Raw genomic sequence first — 17510 nt, 5'->3', positions numbered from 1 at the left:
GCCCGACCGTGTGCGCGAAGTCGCGAATTGTCGAAACACAGGGTGTATCAGGCTAACTCACAGCATCTGAACGCCAGGTGCGGTTTACAGCGCCGCCGCTCGCACCCGATGGCTCGACAGATGACTCAGCACGGCTTGATTCGCCTCCCAGCCGTCGGGGAACTTCACCGGCACCCCGAGGTGGACAGGGTCCGCGGAGGGGTGGGCGTCGAGGAGTTCGGGGATGCCCGCGCGGCCCACGAGGATGCAGGCGTGGCGGTGCCGGGAGGCCAGCACACACAGCCGGCCCGCCTCCAGGTGGAAGGCGCTGGCGTCGCGGCGGCCCGAGAGCGGGTGCAGCACCAGGGTGACGTCGTATTCGCGACCCTGGAGCCGGTTGGCGGTATCGACAGTGACGGGTTCGGCACAGGTACCGCGCAGGGCGGTGCGGATGGCGTCGGCCTGGTCGCGGTGCGCGGTGCCGATCGCGACCCGCTCGGTGGTCACCGGGCGGCTGCCGGATTCGGAGTGGGCGGTAGCGCCGCGTTCGATCAGCCGGGCCGCGATCGCGGCGAGTGCGGCGACGGCGTCACGGTCGGTGCGCAGGGTGTGCCGGGCAGGCAATTCGTACCAGCCCCATCCGGACTCGGCCGCCTCCTCCAGCACCGCGTCGACCGGCCCACCCAGACCGCGGGTCGTGAAGTCCAGGCGCCGGTCCCCGAGTCCGGTGCCGGACTGGAATTCGGTGAAGGGGTAGAACGCCTTCGACACCACCGGTGCGGCAGTGGCGGGCAGTCGCCAGGACACCGGCAGCCGGTGGGTGGGAATGTGATCGTTGTTGGCCAGCATCACGCTGACCGCGCTCATCGTCGGATCCCAGGTGAGACCGGCCCAGCGCGCGGTTTCGACGGTCGCGAACGGGTCGAGCTGTCCCGGGTCGCCGACGAACAGCCCGCGATCGAACCGATTCGCGATACGCAACAACATGTCCGAGCGCATCTGGTACGCCTCGTCGATGATCGCGTGCGACCAGCTGCCCTCGGTGATGGTGGCCCACTTGGCCGCGGTGCCGATGACGATGGCGCGGTCGGCGAGGTCGCCGGGTTGCTTGGCGACCCGGACATTGCCGTGCCGATCCACCCGATCGCTCACGACGTAGGCCGCGCTGGACAGCCGCCCGATCCGCAGCGCGGGATCGGCGGCGGCCAACCGGTCGATGAGGTCGTCGACCTGCTCGTTGGTCTGGGCGACGATCATCCGCTGGTCGCCGTCCTCGGCGAGCTGGCGAGCCGCGCGCACGACCAGCGTGGACTTGCCCGCCCCCGGTGGGGAGTCGACGACGATCGCGCGATGGCTCTCGTCGCGCAGGTCGGTGAGAATTCCGGCGACGGCCTCGTCCGGTGTGGTCACTGGAGTTCGTCCCCTTCCTCGTCGGTCGGCGGGGTCCATTCCGGCGGCGGGCCCCCGTGGGTCCACGGCGTCTCCTCGCGCGCGGGCAGGTTCAGCATCCCGTTGAACGGTGCCGGTTTGAAGCGGGCGAAACCGAGGTCATCGCCTTCCTCCGGAACACTGCCCGGCTCAGCGACGAGTTTGCGCCCCATTCCGCCGGACAGTTCGAGAACGATCGTGTCACCGTCGATCTCGACGACGAGCCCGGACTGTTTCGGCCGCTCGACACAGGTCAGTTCCTCCCCGGCCACGGCGATGAAGGGGTCGGTGGTGCGAATGTGGATGTGCGGGCGCAGTTTCGGACGCGATCCCGAACGATCGAGGCGCTCCGGCTCACTGTGGGTGACGGTGCCGCGGAAAGCCGCTCCGCTGACACGGTGCTCGAGCATGCGCAGCGGATCATCGAAAGCACACTGCCCCTGCAGGGCTTCCAGCGCCCGTTCCCGCTCCAGCAGTCTGCGCACCGCGGGAACGGCGGAATCGCGGCGGGCCTGCGGAATACCCTCCGCGACATCGGCGGCGAAGCGGGAGAACGCACCGCGATCATCGGTCCACCGGTTCTCGACGCTGGCGCCTTCGGGCAGTGCGCTCAGCAGCTCGATCGAACGCCACATCAGCTGCCAGGTGGGTTCGAGCTGGCCACGCAGCGAGCGCTCGAGCCGTTCGGCCGCGACAGATCTGGCGGAGTCGTCAAGTGCGGCGTTGTAGGCGGCGATCAGCGGCGCGAGTTCCTCGTTGTCGAATCCGGGATCGGTGGCCGGACCCGCGGGCGGCGACAGCAGCGGGTCCTCGGCCAGGGCAGCGGCTTCCGCGCCGGTCGACCCGGGCGGCGGATCGATCCAGCCGAGCAGGGCCGCGAGATTGCCGTCTTCGAGGCTGGATTGGCCCGACGCCCAATGCGACGACAGCGCCGTCGTCATCGCGGGCAGCACCGCCGAACCGGGATGTTCGGCGCGATCACCGAACCAGGTGAGCCAGCGTCCGAGCAGCGGAATCGACTCCGGCACCGGGTTGTCCCCGTCGATCCGGTGAAATCGCACCGAACGCCCCAGCAGCTTCAGGAAATTCACGCCGCCGGGGTTCGGTGTCCACATCTGGGGCGCGTCGAGACACCGCGTGTAGGTCTCACCCGCCTTGCTGGTGAGCTCCTCGGTTTCGACGAGAAACGTCGAAAGATAGGGCAGCACAACATCAGCCAGTTGCTCGATGAACCGCAACCGCAGCACGCGGTCGCGCGGCTGCGGCACCGTCAGCACGTTCTGGTCGCCGGCCGAGGTGCCGATCATGATCGCCACCGGCGCCGCCGCCTCCCCCGCCAACCGCAACGGCACCGCGACCAGCGGCCGCTCGGCGAGGTGGATGTGGCGCACCGCCGCGGTCGCCTGCGCGCGGCCTGCCCGCACGGCCTCGGCCTTGGCCAGGGCCGCCAGGACGCTCATCCGGCGATCTCCCACCGCAGCCGATGGGCGGTCCGCAGCATGGCCGTGATGTCGGCGTGCTCGGGGCCGGGTTCCAGCGTCCCGTCGGCCAGGCCCAGGACCGTGTGGATGTTCTCGATGCCACCGACCACATCGCACACCCCGCGGCCCAGAGCGTCCACCGAACCGCAGGTGCGGGCCTCGTCGCGGCAGGCGAACGCGAGCTCGCAGCTCGACATGCACTCGGGCGCGTAGCGGGCCGGGATGGCGGCGATCGTCTTCTCGAGGTGCTCCCCCGGCGCGAAGGTGGCCTCGGGTGGCAGCAGGTCGAGCAGGTCGGGAATCGCGGTGAGCCTGGTCAATTGGCGCGAGACCGTGGCGAGTTGCTTGCGCAGATCGACGAGTTCGGCGGTCGGCCGATTCGAGAAGTCCTTCGCGCAGACCAGAATCACATTGTGCGACACGATCTCCGGTGACTCACCGATCTCGGTCATCAACTCGCGCAAGGCGATCACGTACACCGCGGACTGCCGCGCGGCGGCCGCCACCTGCGCCGGATCGGCCTGCCCGTCGATCACGGGGAAGGCCTTGACCTCCACCACATGGAATTTGCCGTCCAACTGCACGGCCACCACATCGGGTTCCAGATAGGCCGTCGCACCGGCGATATCGAGCCGCAGCATGGGGTGGTCGAACAAGGTGCCGTCGCCCGCCGCGATCGCGCTCTTCAGCAATTGCCTGGTGCGTTGATACCGCACCGCGTTGCCGGTGTTCTCCCCCACCGAATTCAGGTCGTGGTAGGCGACTTCGGGAATCGTGAGTCCGAGTTTGTCACGCAACAGGGCGAGCAGTTCCGCGCAACCGTTCGCCTTCACCATCGCCTCGAAAGCGTTGCCGCGCGTAATGGCGAACTGGGACTGACCGAATTGTGGCGGGAACCCCAGCGATTGGGCGATCACAGTCTTGTCCACCGCGGCCGCGTCGAGCAGGGCGCGGCGGGCACATCCGGGATTGGCCGTCAGCGCGGCGATGGTGCGGGCATTGTGTCTGGTCGCGGGGGCTTCGCCGCGCAACTCGTCCAACTGTGCTGCGAGAGTGCTCATTTCACCTCGATTCGTCGCCGATCGGCTACGCCGAGCCGAACACCGAATAGTTGTGCGGCCGGATCCGCCAGCTGATCCGCCGCCCGACACGCGGCCGAATTGCGCTGCCTCGCGTCCTCGTCCTCGTGCACCGCGAGCTCACGCCGCGCGGCCTCGATCACCTTCGCCGGGTCGAGCGAATCCGGGGCGGTGGAGATGCCAGGAATCGACACGGCGAGCCGCCACAGTACGCGCAAACCCGACGTTTCCCCCGCAGGCTGCGCCGAAAGATGTTCGGCCAAGCGAATAGCCGACACCAGCAGCCCGACCCGGGGACTCAACGGGCCGACCATCCGCCGTTCCAGTGGCCACGAACTCACCGCCATCAGACCGCGCGCTGGGGCGAGCAGATCGGTGGTGAGGGCCGCGCACAGGTAGTACGGCCGGGCGTACGGCGCCGACCGGAAGGAACGCTCCTCGTCACGGCGCAGGCTCGTCAGCCGGGCGGGCAGCAGCTCGCCGGAGAAGAACGCGTCATGGGTGGCGAGCACCAATTTCGGCGACGACGGCACCGACAGCAAGGTCAACGCGCGATGCACATGTTCGCGCACCGGCACCCCCGGCGCCTCCGACGCCTCGTCCGGCATCGAACCGAGAACCGCCGCGTCCCAGGCCAACTCGGCCCGGCGCAGTTCGGCGCGCAATTGCCGTGCCCCGGCCCGATCCCCACCGGCGGCCGCCCGTCGCACCTCGGCCCGCAAACCGGAGATGCGCACCTCCAGATCCTCGGCCGAGTCCGTCACGAGTCGGAGCGTATCCACAGCTACCAGTATTGTCCAGTAATTCCCAGTATTTCCGGGACAGCCGAACCGACGTGCCGCACACCCGTCCACCCGGACTCGTGATGCGAGCACCGATAGCGACCGAATAACCTGGGGCAATGACAGCTGTTGCAGATCGTTCACTCGGACCGGAATTGGCGCGCACCGAAACCATCGCCGCGGACACCGACGTGCTGGTGATCGGGTTGACGTCCTCGGAGAACGGACCGGCCATCGTGCCCGCCGACCTGTTCGGCGACGTGCTCACCGCCGAGGTTCGCGCGGAACTGCTGGACGCTCTCGGCTCGGTCGGCGCCAAGGGCAAGCCCGAGGAACTCACCCGGGTGCCCGCGCCCGCCGCACTGGCCGACGTCACCAGTGTGCTCGCCGTCGGACTCGGCGCGGCCGACAAGGTCGACGCCGAACAGGTACGCCGCAGCGCCGGTGTGGCCGGGCGCGCGCTCAGCGGCACCGAACTCGTCGCCACCACCCTGTCCGGCATCGATCTCGGTGCGGCGGCCGAAGGGTTCTACCTCGGCGCGTACACCTTCTCGTCGTTCAAGTCCAAGAGCGCGCCCAAGCCGGACGAGCGCCCGGTGGTGCGCCTGGAATTGCTGGTACCCGGGCCGGAATTCGGCACGCTCGAGCTACTGCGCGCACAGCTGGTCGCCGAAGCGATCGCCACCGCACGCGATTTCGTCAACACTCCGCCGAGCGCGCTCTACCCCGCCGAGTTCGCCGAGCGGGCCCGGATCCTCGCCGTCGGGGCCGGCCTCGAGGTCGAGGTGCTCGACGAGAACGCGCTCGCCGCGGCAGGCTACGGCGGCATCATCGGCGTCGGCCAGGGTTCCTCGCGTCCGCCGCGCCTGATCCGGATCACCTACGCGGGCGGCCCGAAGAAGATCGCGCTCGTCGGCAAGGGCATCACCTTCGACACCGGCGGCATCTCGATCAAGCCTGCCGCCAACATGGAGAACATGACCTCCGACATGGCGGGCGCCGCGGCGGTCATCGCCACCGTGCTGCTGGCCGCGCGGCTCGGCCTGCCGGTCACCGTCACCGCGACCGTCCCGATGGCGGAGAACATGCCCTCGGCTACCGCACAGCGCCCCGGCGACGTGCTCACCCAGTACGGCGGCACCACCGTCGAGGTCATCAACACCGACGCCGAGGGCCGTCTCATCCTGGCCGACGCGATCGTGCGCGCGATCGAGGACGAGCCCGACTACCTGATCGACGTCGCCACCCTCACCGGTGCGCAGATGGTCGCGCTCGGCACCCGCACCCCGGGCGTGATGGGCACCGACGAGTTCCGCGACCGCGTCGCCGCGATCTCGCGCTCGGTCGGCGAGAACGGCTGGGCGATGCCGCTTCCCGCGGAGCTGCGCGCCGACCTCAACTCCAAGGTCGCCGACCTGGCCAATGTCGCGCCGCACCGCTGGGGCGGAATGCTCTCGGCCGCACTGTTCCTCAAGGACTTCGTGCCCGAGGGCGTGCAGTGGGCCCACCTGGACGTCGCGGGTCCGGCCTACAACACGGGCGGCCCGTTCGGCTACATCGGCAAGGGCGGTACCGGCGTCCCGGTGCGCACGCTCATCACGGTGATCGAGGAGATCGGCGCGGAGTAGTCACTCCCCCAACTCGGCTTCGCGAGCCCGCCGCTCCTCGATGCGGCGGCGGGCATCGAAGTCGCGCATGCGTTGTGGGTAGCCGGTGCGGTTCACGTCGTAGACGGGGATCTTCAGCGCGCCGGCCAACCGCCGCGCGCCCTTCTCGCCGACGATGCGACGGGTCCACTCACCGTCCGCGGCCACCAGCACTGCTGTGACATCGGTCACAGTCGTTTTGGGTTCGACGAAAGCTTCGACGCCGCGTCGCGTCCGCGCCCAGTCCGCCAAGGCGCTCACTTCCGACGCGGTCTCGCGAGCGCCTGACCTGCTCGCACCGCGCCCACCACGGAAACGATCCAGCAAACCCATCCGGCTCGACCTCCTACATTCCGGCGGAATTCTGCTCACCGCCGTACATTCCATGGTGCCAGCTTCGCCCGGATCGCCGCCCTGCGCTACACCCGCGACAGACGAGTGCAAGGATGGTTGCCGGAACAAGAACCAACGTTTCCCGGGTGCTCCGCCGAGACCGGCGGGGTGGACGAAAGCCGCGACCCGCGACGGATGTCCGCCGGGTACACACTCAGAGGAGTCAGAGGACATGGCCTTCTCCGTCCAGATGCCAGCCCTTGGTGAGAGCGTCACCGAGGGCACGGTGACCAGGTGGCTGAAGCAGGAAGGAGACACGGTCGAGGTCGACGAACCGCTGCTCGAAGTCTCCACCGACAAGGTCGACACCGAGATCCCGTCGCCGACCGCGGGCGTGCTCTCCAAGATCGTCGCCCAGGAAGACGACATCGTCGAGGTCGGCGGTGAGCTCGGCGTGATCAGCGATGCCGGCGAGACCCCCGCCACCGCTCCTGAGCCTGCTGCCGCACCCGCCGCGCCTGAGCCGGCCCCCGAACCCGCGCCCGCGCCCGCCGCGCAGGCACCCGCCGCCGAGGCCCCCGCCCCGGCCGCCGCGCCTGCCGCGTCCGCTGCTTCCGGCACGCCCGTGAAGATGCCCGAACTGGGCGAGTCGGTCACCGAAGGCACTGTGACCCGCTGGCTCAAGGCCGTGGGTGACACCGTCGCCGTCGACGAGCCGCTGCTCGAGGTGTCCACCGACAAGGTCGACACCGAGATCCCGTCGCCGGTCGCGGGCACGCTGCTCGAGATCACGGCGCAGGAAGACGACGTCATCGATGTGGGTGGTCAGCTGGGTGTGATCGGTAGCGGCCAGCCCGCGGCCGCCGCGCCCGCACCGGCTCCCGCCCCGGCACCTGAGCCCGCCCCGGCGGCTGAGCCTGCCCCGGCACCCGCGCCTGCTCCCGCCGCCGCGGCCCCGGCACCCGCGCCGAAGCCCGCTCCGGCACCGGCTCCCAAGCCCGCTCCGGCACCCGCGCCTGCCGCGGCCGCTCCTGCCCCGGCGTCGTCCAACGGCAGCACCCCGTACGTGACCCCGCTGGTCCGCAAGCTGGCCGACGAGAACAACGTCGACCTGTCGACCCTCACCGGTTCCGGTGTCGGCGGCCGCATCCGCAAGCAGGACGTGCTCGCCGCCGCCGAGGCCAAGAAGGCGCCCGCCGCTGCTCCGGCTCCGGCCGCTGCCGCCGCACCCGCGCCCGCGGCCAAGCAGTCCGCCGCCCCGAAGCTGGCCGCCCTCGTCGGCACCACGCAGAAGGCCAGCCGGATCCGCCAGATCACCGCGACCAAGACGCGCGAATCGCTGCAGGCCACCGCGCAGCTGACCCAGGTCCACGAGGCCGATGTCACCAAGATCGCGCATCTGCGCCAGCTCGCCAAGGCCTCGTTCAAGGCGCGCGAGGGCGTCAACCTGACGTACCTGCCGTTCTTCGCGAAGGCCGTCGTCGAGGCGCTCGGTGTGCACCCGAACGTGAACGCGTCCTACAACGAGGACACCAAGGAGATCACCTACCACGCGTCGGTGCACCTGGGGATCGCGGTCGACACCGAGCAGGGTCTGCTCTCGCCGGTCATCCACAACGCCAGCGACCTGTCGCTGGCCGGCTTGGCCCGCGCGATCGCCGATATCGCCAACCGCGCGCGCACCGGTGGGCTCAAGCCCGACGAGCTGTCCGGTGGCACCTTCACGATCACCAACATCGGTAGCGAGGGCGCGCTCTTCGACACCCCGATCCTGGTCCCGCCGCAGGCGGCCATGCTGGGCACCGGCGCGATCGTGAAGCGCCCGGTGGTGGTGACCGACGAGGCCGGTGGCGAGTCCATCGGCGTGCGCTCGATGGTGTACCTGCCGCTCACCTACGATCACCGTCTCATCGACGGTGCCGACGCGGGCCGGTTCGTCTCCACCATCAAGCACCGGCTGGAAGATTCGGCGTTCGAGGCCGATCTCGGCCTGTAGTCGAGGAATTCATGAAGGTGGTCATCGCCGGTTCGTCCGGCCTGATCGGGACGGCGCTCGTCGCGGCACTGCGCCGCGACGGGCACCAGGTCTCCCGCCTGGTGCGGCGCACTCCCGCCGCACCGGACGAATTCGCGTGGGATCCCGCGCGCGCCCAGCTCGACGAGCGGGCGTTGCGCGGGGCCGACGCGGTCGTGAACCTGTGCGGTGCCGGCATCGCCGACCGTCGCTGGGACGGCGGCTACAAGCAGTTGCTGCGTGACAGCCGCATCACTCCCACCGATGTCCTGGCCACCGCGGTGGCCGCCACCGGTGTGCCGACGCTGGTCAACGCCAGCGGCTCGCACTACTACGGCGGCGGGACCGGTGACGCGATCGTCGACGAGACGTCGCCCGCCGGAACGGATTTCCTGGCCACCCTGTGCCGGGACTGGGAAGCCGCCACCGAACCGGCCGCCGAAGCGGGCGCGCGCATCGTGCTGCTGCGCAGTGCCGTGGTGCTGGCCCGCAACGGCGGCATGCTCGGCAAGTTGCACCCGCTGTACTGGGCAGGTCTGGGCGGACGCCTCGGCAGCGGCCGCCAGTACCTCCCGTGGATCTCCCTCGACGACGAGGTCGGCGCGATCGTCTTCGCGCTCACTCACCCCGAGCTCTCCGGCCCGATCAATGTCGCAGGCCCCGCCCCCGTCACCAACGCGGAATTCAACCGCGCCTTCGGCCGCGCACTACGCCGGCCGACCCCGTTCATCGTCCCCGGTTTCGCCCTGCAAGCCCTGGTCGGCGAGCTGGCCGACTCCATCCTGCACGGCCCACGCGCCATCCCCGCGGTGCTGGAAGAGGCCGGGTACACCTACCAGCACCCGACCATCGGCGCCGCGCTGGCCGCCGCTGTCGGCAGAGGGTGAGCCGATGCTGATCCGCGACGCCGACAAGGCCGACCTCCCCGCCGTCCTCGCCATCCACAACACCAACATCGCCGAGTCGACCGCGATCTGGGACACCGACGAAGTGGACCTGGACGACCGCCTCACCTGGTTCGCCACCCGTACCGATGCCGCCATGCCGATCCTGATCGCCGAAATCGACGGCGAGGTGGCCGGCTACGCCTCCTACGGCCAATGGCGTCCCAAGTCCGGCTACCGCTTCACCGTCGAGAACTCGGTCTACGTCGACAGCGGTTTCCAGCGCCGCGGCGTAGCCACCACCCTGCTCACCGAATTGATCGCGCGCGCCATCGATTCCGGTCGCGTGCACGCCATGATCGCCGCCATCGAGTCCACCAACAGCGCGTCGATAGTCCTGCACGAACGCTTCGGTTTCCACACCGTCGGTGAACTCCCCGAGGTCGGCCACAAATTCGGCCGCTGGATGGACCTGACTCTGATGCAGCGCAACTTCCCGGTCGAACCCTGAGACCCTCTTTGGCCGCACCGGACCCCCGGCGTAACGTCAGAACGGTGAACGACACGCGCCCCACCGCGTCCGCTCGATTCGATACGACCCCGATCGTGGTCGAGGATCTCGGACTCATCGACTATCACGCCGCCTGGGAACTGCAACGGCAGACCGCCGATCAGCGCGCCGCAGGCGAAGGTTCCGACCGGCTGTTCGTGCTCGAGCACCCGTCGGTCTACACCGCGGGCCGCCGCACCGAGACCGAGGATCTGCCGATCGACGGCAGCCCGGTGGTGCAGGTCGACCGCGGCGGCAAGATCACCTGGCACGGGCCCGGCCAGCTGGTCGGCTATCCGATCATCCGCCTCGCCGAGCCCGTCGATGTCGTCCACTACGTCCGGCGCCTGGAAGAGGCCCTGATCCAGGTCGTGTCCGGGCTCGGCATCACCTGCGGCCGCATCGACGGCCGCTCCGGGGTGTGGCTGCCCGCCACCGAACTGCTCGCCGAGCGCAAGATCGCCGCGATCGGGGTGCGCGTGCAGCGCGGTGTCGCCCTGCACGGCATCTCCCTGAACTGCAATTCCGCCCTCGACGGCTTCCAGGCGATCGTGCCCTGCGGCATCAAGGACGCCGGCGTCACCACGCTGACCCGCGAACTCGGCCGCGAAGTCACCGTCGCCGAGCTCAAGCCCCTCGTGTCCGCCGCGATTGTTGCCGCGCTCGACGGTGAAATTCCCGTTCAGCCCCATGACATTGATCGCACCACCGCCCCGGCGAACGCACAGGCCCCGAGCGTAGAGTCGGTCCGGTGACTTCCGTCGACGCCTCTGCCCCCGCCGGACGCAAGCTGCTGCGCATCGAAGCGCGCAACGCGGAGACACCGATCGAACGCAAACCCAAGTGGATTCGCACCCGCGCCACCATGGGCCCCGAATACACCGAGCTCAAGAGCCTGGTGAAGTCCGAGGGCCTGCACACCGTCTGCGAAGAAGCGGGCTGCCCCAACATCTTCGAATGCTGGGAAGACCGCGAGGCCACCTTCCTCATCGGCGGTGAGCAGTGCACCCGCCGCTGCGATTTCTGCCAGATCGACACCGGCAAGCCCGCCGCCCTCGACCGCGACGAGCCCCGCCGCGTCGCCGAGAGCGTCCAGTCGATGGGCCTGCGCTACTCCACCATCACCGGCGTCGCCCGCGACGACCTCGACGACGGCGGCGCCTGGCTCTACGCCGAGACCGTACGCGCCATCAAGGCGAGCAACCCGGCTACCGGCGTCGAACTCCTCATCCCCGACTTCAACGCCGACCCGGCCCAGCTCGCCGAGGTCTTCTCCTCGCGCCCCGAGGTCCTCGCGCACAACCTGGAAACGGTGCCGCGCATCTTCAAGCGCATCCGCCCCGCCTTCCGCTACGAGCGCTCCCTCGCCGTGATCACCGCCGCCCGCGAGGCGGGTCTGGTCACCAAGTCCAACCTCATCCTCGGCATGGGCGAAACCCCCGAAGAGGTCACCGAGGCGATGCGCGACCTGCACGAAGCGGGCTGCGACATCCTCACCATCACCCAGTACCTGCGTCCGAGCCCCCGCCACCACCCGGTCGACCGCTGGGTGAAGCCGGAGGAATTCGTCGAGCATTCCAAGGTCGCCGAAGAACTCGGCTTCGCCGGTGTGATGGCGGGCCCGCTGGTGCGCTCCTCGTACCGGGCAGGCCGTCTCTACGCCCAGGCGATGGCCCACCACGGCCGCGAGATCCCCGAAGCGATGGCCCACCTCGCCAAGGAAGGCACCGCTTCTCAGGAAGCCAGCTCGGTCCTGGCCCGCTTCGGCAGCTGACCTAGACTAAGGGTCCCCTCACCCCCTCGGAAGGACCCATGTCGAAGTTCGAGAACGTCTCCGTCAGCAAGAAGGCCAACGTCTACTTCGACGGCAAGTGCGTCAGCTACAGCCTCGAGTTGCCCGATGGCGCCTCGGTGTCGGTCGGCGTGATCCAGCCGTCGTCGCTCACCTTCACCACCAATGCTCCGGAGATCATGGAGCTGGTCGCGGGTGAGGCCAACGTGACCTTGGCCGGTACGACCGAGCCCATCACCTACCGTGCGGGCGAGTCGTTCAAGGTCCCCGGCGACAGCTCGTTCGACATCGAGGTCGTCGACACCCTGCACTACGTCTGCTACTACGGCTGACGAACCGGAGCCGGGGCGACCAGATCGGTCGCCCCGGTTCGCCGGATCTACTTCACCAGGAACTCGTCCTTGTACAGCCGGTTGGGCCGCGGGGCCGTGGCCTCGCTCAATTCCACCTGAAAGTCACTCTCGCGCTTGGTCCTCGGTCGGTAGCTGCCACCGAAGGTGACCATCACCGACCCACCGACACCGGTCGTCCCGCGAGCCGACGTCGTTTCCCGGCCGGCGTTGAACACCGTCGCCACATCGCGGCCGTCGTTGCCGACCGCGATCTTGCCGTCATGGAAGAACTGCACGAACGTCCCGTTGTCCGCGCCGACGGTGGCAGCCACCGTGTGACCCTTCTCCGGGTCGAGCTCGAACTCCGCGTCACACTGCTGGCGCCGATCCACGGGGCCGGGCTCACCGAGGGTGCGCCCGATGCCGAGCAGCACGGTCTCGCCGAGGGCGTTGTGCCGCACGCGAGCTTCTTCGGTCCACAAATGGGTGGTCGACCAGACCTTCACGCGCCCGTCATCGAAAAGCGACACCCGGTCGTCGGTGCCGTTGCTGATCAGATATTTCGCACTGTTGGGGGCCATACCTTCCATCTTCCTCGCTTTCGCGCGCCGAAATCACCCGTTCGGGCGAGTAGATCGCCCGTAACGCTCTGCGCGCCAGGTCAGAAGCTTTTGTGCGGTACGCCGACAGTGAGACCGCCGTCCACTACGAACTCCGCGCCGGTCGAATACGAGGACTCGTCGGAGGCCAGATACGCCACCAGCGCCGACACCTCATCCGGCTCGGCCGCCCGCGCGAGCGGAATCTGCAGGAAGTCCGCCGGGATCCCCTCGGTCATCGGCGTGGAAATCAGGCCCGGATGCACCGAATTCACCCGAATTCCCTGCGGCGCGAGCTCCAGCGCCGCCGACTTGGTGAGCCCACGCACCGCGAACTTCGTCGCCGTGTACCCGTGCAGACCAGGACTTCCCCGCATCCCCTCGACCGAGGAGATGTTCACAATCGACCCGCCACCGGCTTCCTTCATCGCCGGAACGGCCGCCTGCATCCCGAGAAACGTCCCGGTCAGATTGATATCGATGATCCGCTGCCACTCGTCCAACGCGAAGTCCACCAGCAGATTCCCATTGACGATCCCCGCATTGTTCACCAGCACATGCAGCCCACCGAACTCCTCGACCGCGGCAGCCACGATCCCCGCCCACTGCTCCGGCTCACGAACATCGAGATGGCGATAGGCCACCGCGTCCCCGAGTTCCTTTGCCACCGTGGCGCCTTCGTCATCGAGCACGTCCCCGATCACCACCGAGGCCCCCTCGGCGACGAACCGCCGAGCATGCGCCGCCCCCATCCCGCGCGCACCACCACTGATCACCGCAACCTTGCCGGCCAACCGTCCCATATCCGCATTCTCCTTCGTAGAAACCGAACCTCCTCACACCGTAGGAGGACAGCCCACCCGACGGACAGTATTGCTAGAACGCGTTCCAATTTCGCTTCCTGCGCGGACGATCCCGGCGAGCGCCACGACCGGAAACAGAAACAGCCAGAGGTTGGGAATCCACCACATCAGGCTGTACTCGCCCCGAATCACGTAGAAGTTCAGCGCCATCAGCCCTGCGGCGGAGGTCAGCGACAACGACACGATGATCAGCGGGATCGAGTAGGCCGAGCGCCTGCCGAGCGCGAGCCCGGCCAGCCCCAACCCGATCGCCGCGGCATCGAGTCCGAGAAACGACCAGTTCCACTGCTGGAGAAACTCATCCGACCCGACACTGATCAGCCCCAGCGCGGTGACGACCCAGTAGGCGAGGAAGCCCAGGTCGGTCACCAACATCACTCGCTTCACGACTCGCAGTTTTTGCATAACCACGGTTACATAATACCGGGTATGTAAACTCTCGTGTCAATGCCGAAAATCGTCGATCACGAAGAGCGTCGCCGCGCGATCAGCGCTGCGGCGTGCCAGGTCATCGCCACCAAAGGCTTGGCGCACACCACCGTCCGCGACATCGCGGCCGAGGCCGGATGCACCACCGGCATGGTCGTGCACTACTTCGCGGACAAACGCGCTGTGCTGCGGGCGGCGCTCGGCGCGGCATCCACCGCTGTCGCGGACCGTGTGACCCGCATGGCCCCCGAGTCCGCCGATCTGTACGAGCTACTGAGCCAGTGCCTGCCGATGGACCGAACCCGTCGCGTCGAATGGCAGGTGTGGATCGCCTTCTGGGACTGGGCCACCCACGACCCCGAGCTCGCCGGCGAACAACGCGCGCGTTACCGAGCCTGGCGCGAGGCACTCGAACTGGTCCTGACCTCCGTCGGCTACCGGCCGGGCCCCGACCTCGGCAACGCGGCCGAATCCCTCACGATCCTCATCGACGGCATCGGTATCCAGGCAGTCTTCGACCCCGAACGATTCCCCCCGGACCGTCAGCTGGAACTCCTGCGAAACCAGGCCGAACCGATTCTGGCCGTGCTCGAGATGAAATCCTGACTTCGCGCAATCAGCAGGCGATGTTGGTCGCGCCCGACGACTCGAACGAAATGTGCACGTGGTCATAGTGGTTCTGCGTCGGGCTGCCGCGATCCTCCATGTAGGACCAGCCGTTGCCGTCGTTGTATCGCTGCTGCCAGATCACGTAGGTGACACCGAAGCGCGCCTTGTTGGCCAGCACGAAGTCGGCGATGGTGTTGCCCAGAGCAAGGTTGCCCGTCATCACATCGAGTGCTTGCCCCGCGCCATGGTCACCGTCATAGCGACCGTGCGCACCACCGATGTCGGAGACCCCGAACATCTTCTGCAGCAGGTTACCGACCTGCGCCACATGCGGCAGAGTCCCGTTGAACTCCGTCCCGCACAACACCTTCACCTTCAGTGCCGACAACGCCGCCATCTCGTCATCCGCCCGGACGATCGGCCCCGGCTGCGGCGCATCGTGCGTCGGCGCGGCGGCGATCGGGTCGACCTCGATGGCCGACGTCGACAGCGGTTCGACCGAAGCCACCGCCTCGACCTGCGCACCCGGCCGCATCACCATCATCAACATGCCGGGAACAGTCGCCGCGAGACTGCATACGGCCAGCGGCAGCCGACTCTTGGGAGCCGACGGTTTGCGATGCGAAGCAGTCACGTTGTCTATCACCAGTCATTGTCGAGAGCAGGTCACCGTAAGATTACGAAATGGTCGCGGAAAAGTCACGCCCAGATACGCACCAACAGTTGGACCAGCATCTATCACCCAGCGCGATCCCGCAATCCTTTCGCCGCGTGTCGTTACAAAGACGGCCTGTCGCGATGATCGGCGCAGTGGTTTCGCACCTCTCCGGGACCAACCCGTCAAGGATCGGCATCGCGAGGTCCTCCGCGATCCCGCGTCTGCGTGGAAACCCTTCGATCCCACCATCTGGGAGCCGGATTCTGTAGTCGGGTCGAACTGCCGACGCGCGCTATCGGCTTGTTCGCCGGGCAGCGGTCCAGCGCACTCGGACTGCATCCGTCCACCCCACCGGCTGCCGGATATACCACCTCTGACGAGCACCACACCGAATGTCGGTGCCCCTTGCTACTTTTCGTGCATTCGATCTCCACGAGCTCAGCGAGGACGCATGACCGCCGAAACCACCTATCTCGAACTGTCCGACGACGCGGGCTCCTCGCACAAGTTCTACGAGGTAGTCGTCACCGGAACGAACGTCAATATCCGCTACGGACGCATCGGCGAGCAGGGTCAGTCCAAAGCGAGCTCCTTCGCCACCGAGGACAAGGCGAAGTCGGCCGCGCAGAAAAAGATCGGTGAGAAGGTTCGCAAGGGCTACGCCCCCGCCGTCATGGGCGCGCGCGAACGCCGCACCGTCACCCGCCGCAGCATCACCAGCCAGCGCTCCACCGCCAAGTCGGCCCCCGTGCTGTGGCGTTTCGATTCCGGCGCCGCCGCCTTCGGCATCTTCGTCGACGAGCAGCGCTGCTGGGTCGGCAACGAGGACGGCGAGGTCTTCACCCTCTCCCCCGCCGGCGTCGTCACCAACAGCTACAGACTGCCCGACGCGGTCAAATGCATCGTCGCCGACGACTTCTGGATCTACGCGGGCTGCGACGACGGCCGCGTCTACGACCTGTCCGGCAAGGTCCCCCGCGCCGCCTACGACGTCTCCGCCGACGACGTCTACTGGCTCGACATCCACGACGGCATCCTCGCCGCCTCCGACTCCGCGGGCGGCCTGACCGTCATCGACCACGAAGAGGAATCCCTCTGGTCCGCGCGCAGCAAGGGCAACTCCGGCTGGATGGTCCGCGTCGACCCCACCGGCGTCTACCACGGCCACAGCGCCGGCGTCACCAAGTACCACCTGGAAACCGGCCGCTCCCAGTGGAATTCGTCCACCCGCGGCGCGGTCCTGTTCGGCTGGCAGGAATCCGACACCGTCTACGCGGGCACCTCCCACAACCAGGTCGAGGAAATCACCAAGCAGGGCACCGCCACCCGCACCTACCAGTGCGACGCCGCCGTCTTCTCCTGCGCCGCCTCCCCCGACGGCCGCTATGTCTTCGCGGGCGACTCCCACTCCTCGGTCTACTGCTTCGACGCCACCGGCACCCGCCTGTGGAAACTCGCCACCGGCTGCGGCTCCGCCTACTCCATGCAGTACCACGACGAGAAGCTCTACCTGGTCACCACCTCCGGCGCCCTGTCCTGCCTAGACGTCAGCGAATCCGCCATCCGCGACGCCGACCAGGGCGTCCTGCCCACCACCCGCTCGGTGAAAGCCCCCGAATTCTCCGCCGTAGCCCCCAGCACCACCCTCGAACTCACCACCGACGTCGGCACCGGAGTCATCGTCGAATGCCTCCAACACGGCGACTCCCTGCGCGTCCACGTCATCTCCCCCGGCTACGACCCCGGCTGGAACGTCCAATTCCCCCGCGACATCCGCCTCGCCGGCGCCCGCTACGTCGTCGACGCGGTCTCCGAATCCGCCCGCGGCGGCTTCTACCGAGTCCGCGGCGACATCCGCCGCCTGGGCTGAGTCCCCCAGCGGCCCAACCCGACAGGTCACCACCCATCCCATCGACTAGCCGACGACGATGACCTGGACTCCGATCACCGAATCGGAACACACGCCCGACGTCGCAGCCTCACCGCCAGCCACGAACGACTATCGTCCGCCAGTCACGAGGTGACGGCTGTGGCCGGCGGCGGGCTGCGTAG

18 protein-coding genes are annotated in these 17510 nt (G+C 68.2%); 9 read left to right on the top strand and 9 right to left on the bottom strand.

The window, feature by feature from the left end:
• Window positions 1–84 precede the first annotated feature (84 nt).
• The 4 genes from ACFQ9R_RS20465 to ACFQ9R_RS20450 are packed head-to-tail and all read right to left on the bottom strand — an operon-like array spanning window position 85 to window position 4731.
• Window positions 85–1389 (bottom strand): AAA domain-containing protein, encoded by a 1305-nt coding sequence (locus tag ACFQ9R_RS20465; RefSeq protein ID WP_378992475.1) that lies wholly within the window; start codon window positions 1387–1389, stop codon window positions 85–87.
• Window positions 1386–2867 (bottom strand): hypothetical protein, encoded by a 1482-nt coding sequence (locus ACFQ9R_RS20460; RefSeq protein WP_378992474.1) that lies wholly within the window; start codon window positions 2865–2867, stop codon window positions 1386–1388. Before ACFQ9R_RS20460 ends, ACFQ9R_RS20465 begins: the two co-directional genes overlap by 4 nt.
• Window positions 2864–3949, bottom strand: coding sequence for a hypothetical protein (locus ACFQ9R_RS20455; RefSeq protein ID WP_378992472.1), 1086 nt, complete (start codon window positions 3947–3949; stop codon window positions 2864–2866). The genes ACFQ9R_RS20460 and ACFQ9R_RS20455 overlap by 4 nt, the downstream gene beginning before the upstream one ends.
• Window positions 3946–4731, bottom strand: coding sequence for a hypothetical protein (locus tag ACFQ9R_RS20450; RefSeq protein ID WP_378992471.1), 786 nt, complete (start codon window positions 4729–4731; stop codon window positions 3946–3948). The genes ACFQ9R_RS20455 and ACFQ9R_RS20450 overlap by 4 nt, the downstream gene beginning before the upstream one ends.
• Before the next feature lie 137 nt (window positions 4732–4868).
• On the opposite strand from ACFQ9R_RS20450, the gene ACFQ9R_RS20445 reads away from it, so the two are divergent.
• Complete coding sequence (locus ACFQ9R_RS20445) at window positions 4869–6377, top strand: leucyl aminopeptidase (RefSeq protein ID WP_378992469.1); 1509 nt, start codon at window positions 4869–4871, stop codon at window positions 6375–6377.
• Here ACFQ9R_RS20445 and ACFQ9R_RS20440 read toward each other — a convergent pair whose 3' ends face one another.
• Window positions 6378–6728 (bottom strand): oxidoreductase, encoded by a 351-nt coding sequence (locus ACFQ9R_RS20440; RefSeq protein WP_378992467.1) that lies wholly within the window; start codon window positions 6726–6728, stop codon window positions 6378–6380.
• Between the two features lie 232 nt (window positions 6729–6960).
• Between ACFQ9R_RS20440 and sucB the strand changes: the two genes are divergently transcribed.
• From sucB to ACFQ9R_RS20410, 6 genes are read left to right on the top strand one after another with little or no spacing between them, the layout of a single operon-like run.
• Complete coding sequence (gene sucB / locus ACFQ9R_RS20435; RefSeq protein ID WP_378992465.1) at window positions 6961–8724, top strand: 2-oxoglutarate dehydrogenase, E2 component, dihydrolipoamide succinyltransferase; 1764 nt, start codon at window positions 6961–6963, stop codon at window positions 8722–8724.
• 11 nt (window positions 8725–8735) lie between these two features.
• The gene (locus tag ACFQ9R_RS20430) at window positions 8736–9629 is read left to right on the top strand and encodes a TIGR01777 family oxidoreductase (protein WP_378992464.1); all 894 of its coding nucleotides are present in this window, start codon (window positions 8736–8738) and stop codon (window positions 9627–9629) included.
• A gap of 4 nt (window positions 9630–9633) precedes the next feature.
• Entirely contained in the window at window positions 9634–10137 is a 504-nt protein-coding gene (locus tag ACFQ9R_RS20425; RefSeq protein ID WP_378992463.1) for a GNAT family N-acetyltransferase, read from the top strand.
• Between the two features lie 44 nt (window positions 10138–10181).
• Window positions 10182–10931 carry a lipoyl(octanoyl) transferase LipB gene (lipB, locus tag ACFQ9R_RS20420; RefSeq protein WP_378992462.1) on the top strand — a complete coding sequence of 250 codons (750 nt, stop codon included), beginning with the start codon at window positions 10182–10184 and terminating at the stop codon, window positions 10929–10931.
• Complete coding sequence (gene lipA, locus ACFQ9R_RS20415; protein WP_358127197.1) at window positions 10928–11950, top strand: lipoyl synthase; 1023 nt, start codon at window positions 10928–10930, stop codon at window positions 11948–11950. Before lipB ends, lipA begins: the two co-directional genes overlap by 4 nt.
• A 38-nt stretch (window positions 11951–11988) precedes the next feature.
• Window positions 11989–12300 (top strand): pyrimidine/purine nucleoside phosphorylase, encoded by a 312-nt coding sequence (locus ACFQ9R_RS20410; RefSeq protein ID WP_378992461.1) that lies wholly within the window; start codon window positions 11989–11991, stop codon window positions 12298–12300.
• Between the two features lie 47 nt (window positions 12301–12347).
• Here the strand turns inward: ACFQ9R_RS20410 and ACFQ9R_RS20405 are convergent, their stop codons facing one another.
• The 3 genes from ACFQ9R_RS20405 to ACFQ9R_RS20395 all read right to left on the bottom strand — a co-directional run bounded on the left by ACFQ9R_RS20405 (window position 12348) and on the right by ACFQ9R_RS20395 (window position 14149).
• The gene (locus ACFQ9R_RS20405) at window positions 12348–12881 is read right to left on the bottom strand and encodes a hypothetical protein (protein WP_378992460.1); all 534 of its coding nucleotides are present in this window, start codon (window positions 12879–12881) and stop codon (window positions 12348–12350) included.
• 80 nt (window positions 12882–12961) lie between these two features.
• Entirely contained in the window at window positions 12962–13702 is a 741-nt protein-coding gene (locus tag ACFQ9R_RS20400) for a glucose 1-dehydrogenase (RefSeq protein WP_358117638.1), read from the bottom strand.
• Between the two features lie 33 nt (window positions 13703–13735).
• Window positions 13736–14149: a DUF5360 family protein gene (locus tag ACFQ9R_RS20395; protein WP_378992459.1), complete on the bottom strand. Its 414-nt coding sequence runs from the start codon at window positions 14147–14149 to the stop codon at window positions 13736–13738.
• A 60-nt stretch (window positions 14150–14209) separates the two neighbouring features.
• Here ACFQ9R_RS20395 and ACFQ9R_RS20390 point away from each other — a divergent pair, with 60 nt between their 5' ends.
• Window positions 14210–14797 (top strand): TetR/AcrR family transcriptional regulator, encoded by a 588-nt coding sequence (locus ACFQ9R_RS20390; RefSeq protein WP_378992458.1) that lies wholly within the window; start codon window positions 14210–14212, stop codon window positions 14795–14797.
• A gap of 10 nt (window positions 14798–14807) precedes the next feature.
• Here the strand turns inward: ACFQ9R_RS20390 and ACFQ9R_RS20385 are convergent, their stop codons facing one another.
• Window positions 14808–15434 carry a hypothetical protein gene (locus ACFQ9R_RS20385; RefSeq protein ID WP_378636434.1) on the bottom strand — a complete coding sequence of 209 codons (627 nt, stop codon included), beginning with the start codon at window positions 15432–15434 and terminating at the stop codon, window positions 14808–14810.
• Window positions 15435–15909: 475 nt separating this feature from the next.
• On the opposite strand from ACFQ9R_RS20385, the gene ACFQ9R_RS20380 reads away from it, so the two are divergent.
• Window positions 15910–17328, top strand: coding sequence for a WGR domain-containing protein (locus ACFQ9R_RS20380; protein WP_378992456.1), 1419 nt, complete (start codon window positions 15910–15912; stop codon window positions 17326–17328).
• The last annotated feature ends 182 nt before the right edge of the window (window positions 17329–17510 follow it).

The sequence above is a fragment of the Nocardia sp. NPDC056541 genome (genome assembly GCF_042794235.1).
Taxonomy (GTDB): Bacteria; Actinomycetota; Actinomycetes; order Mycobacteriales; family Mycobacteriaceae; genus Nocardia.
This window is presented reverse-complemented; position numbering and strand designations above follow the sequence as displayed.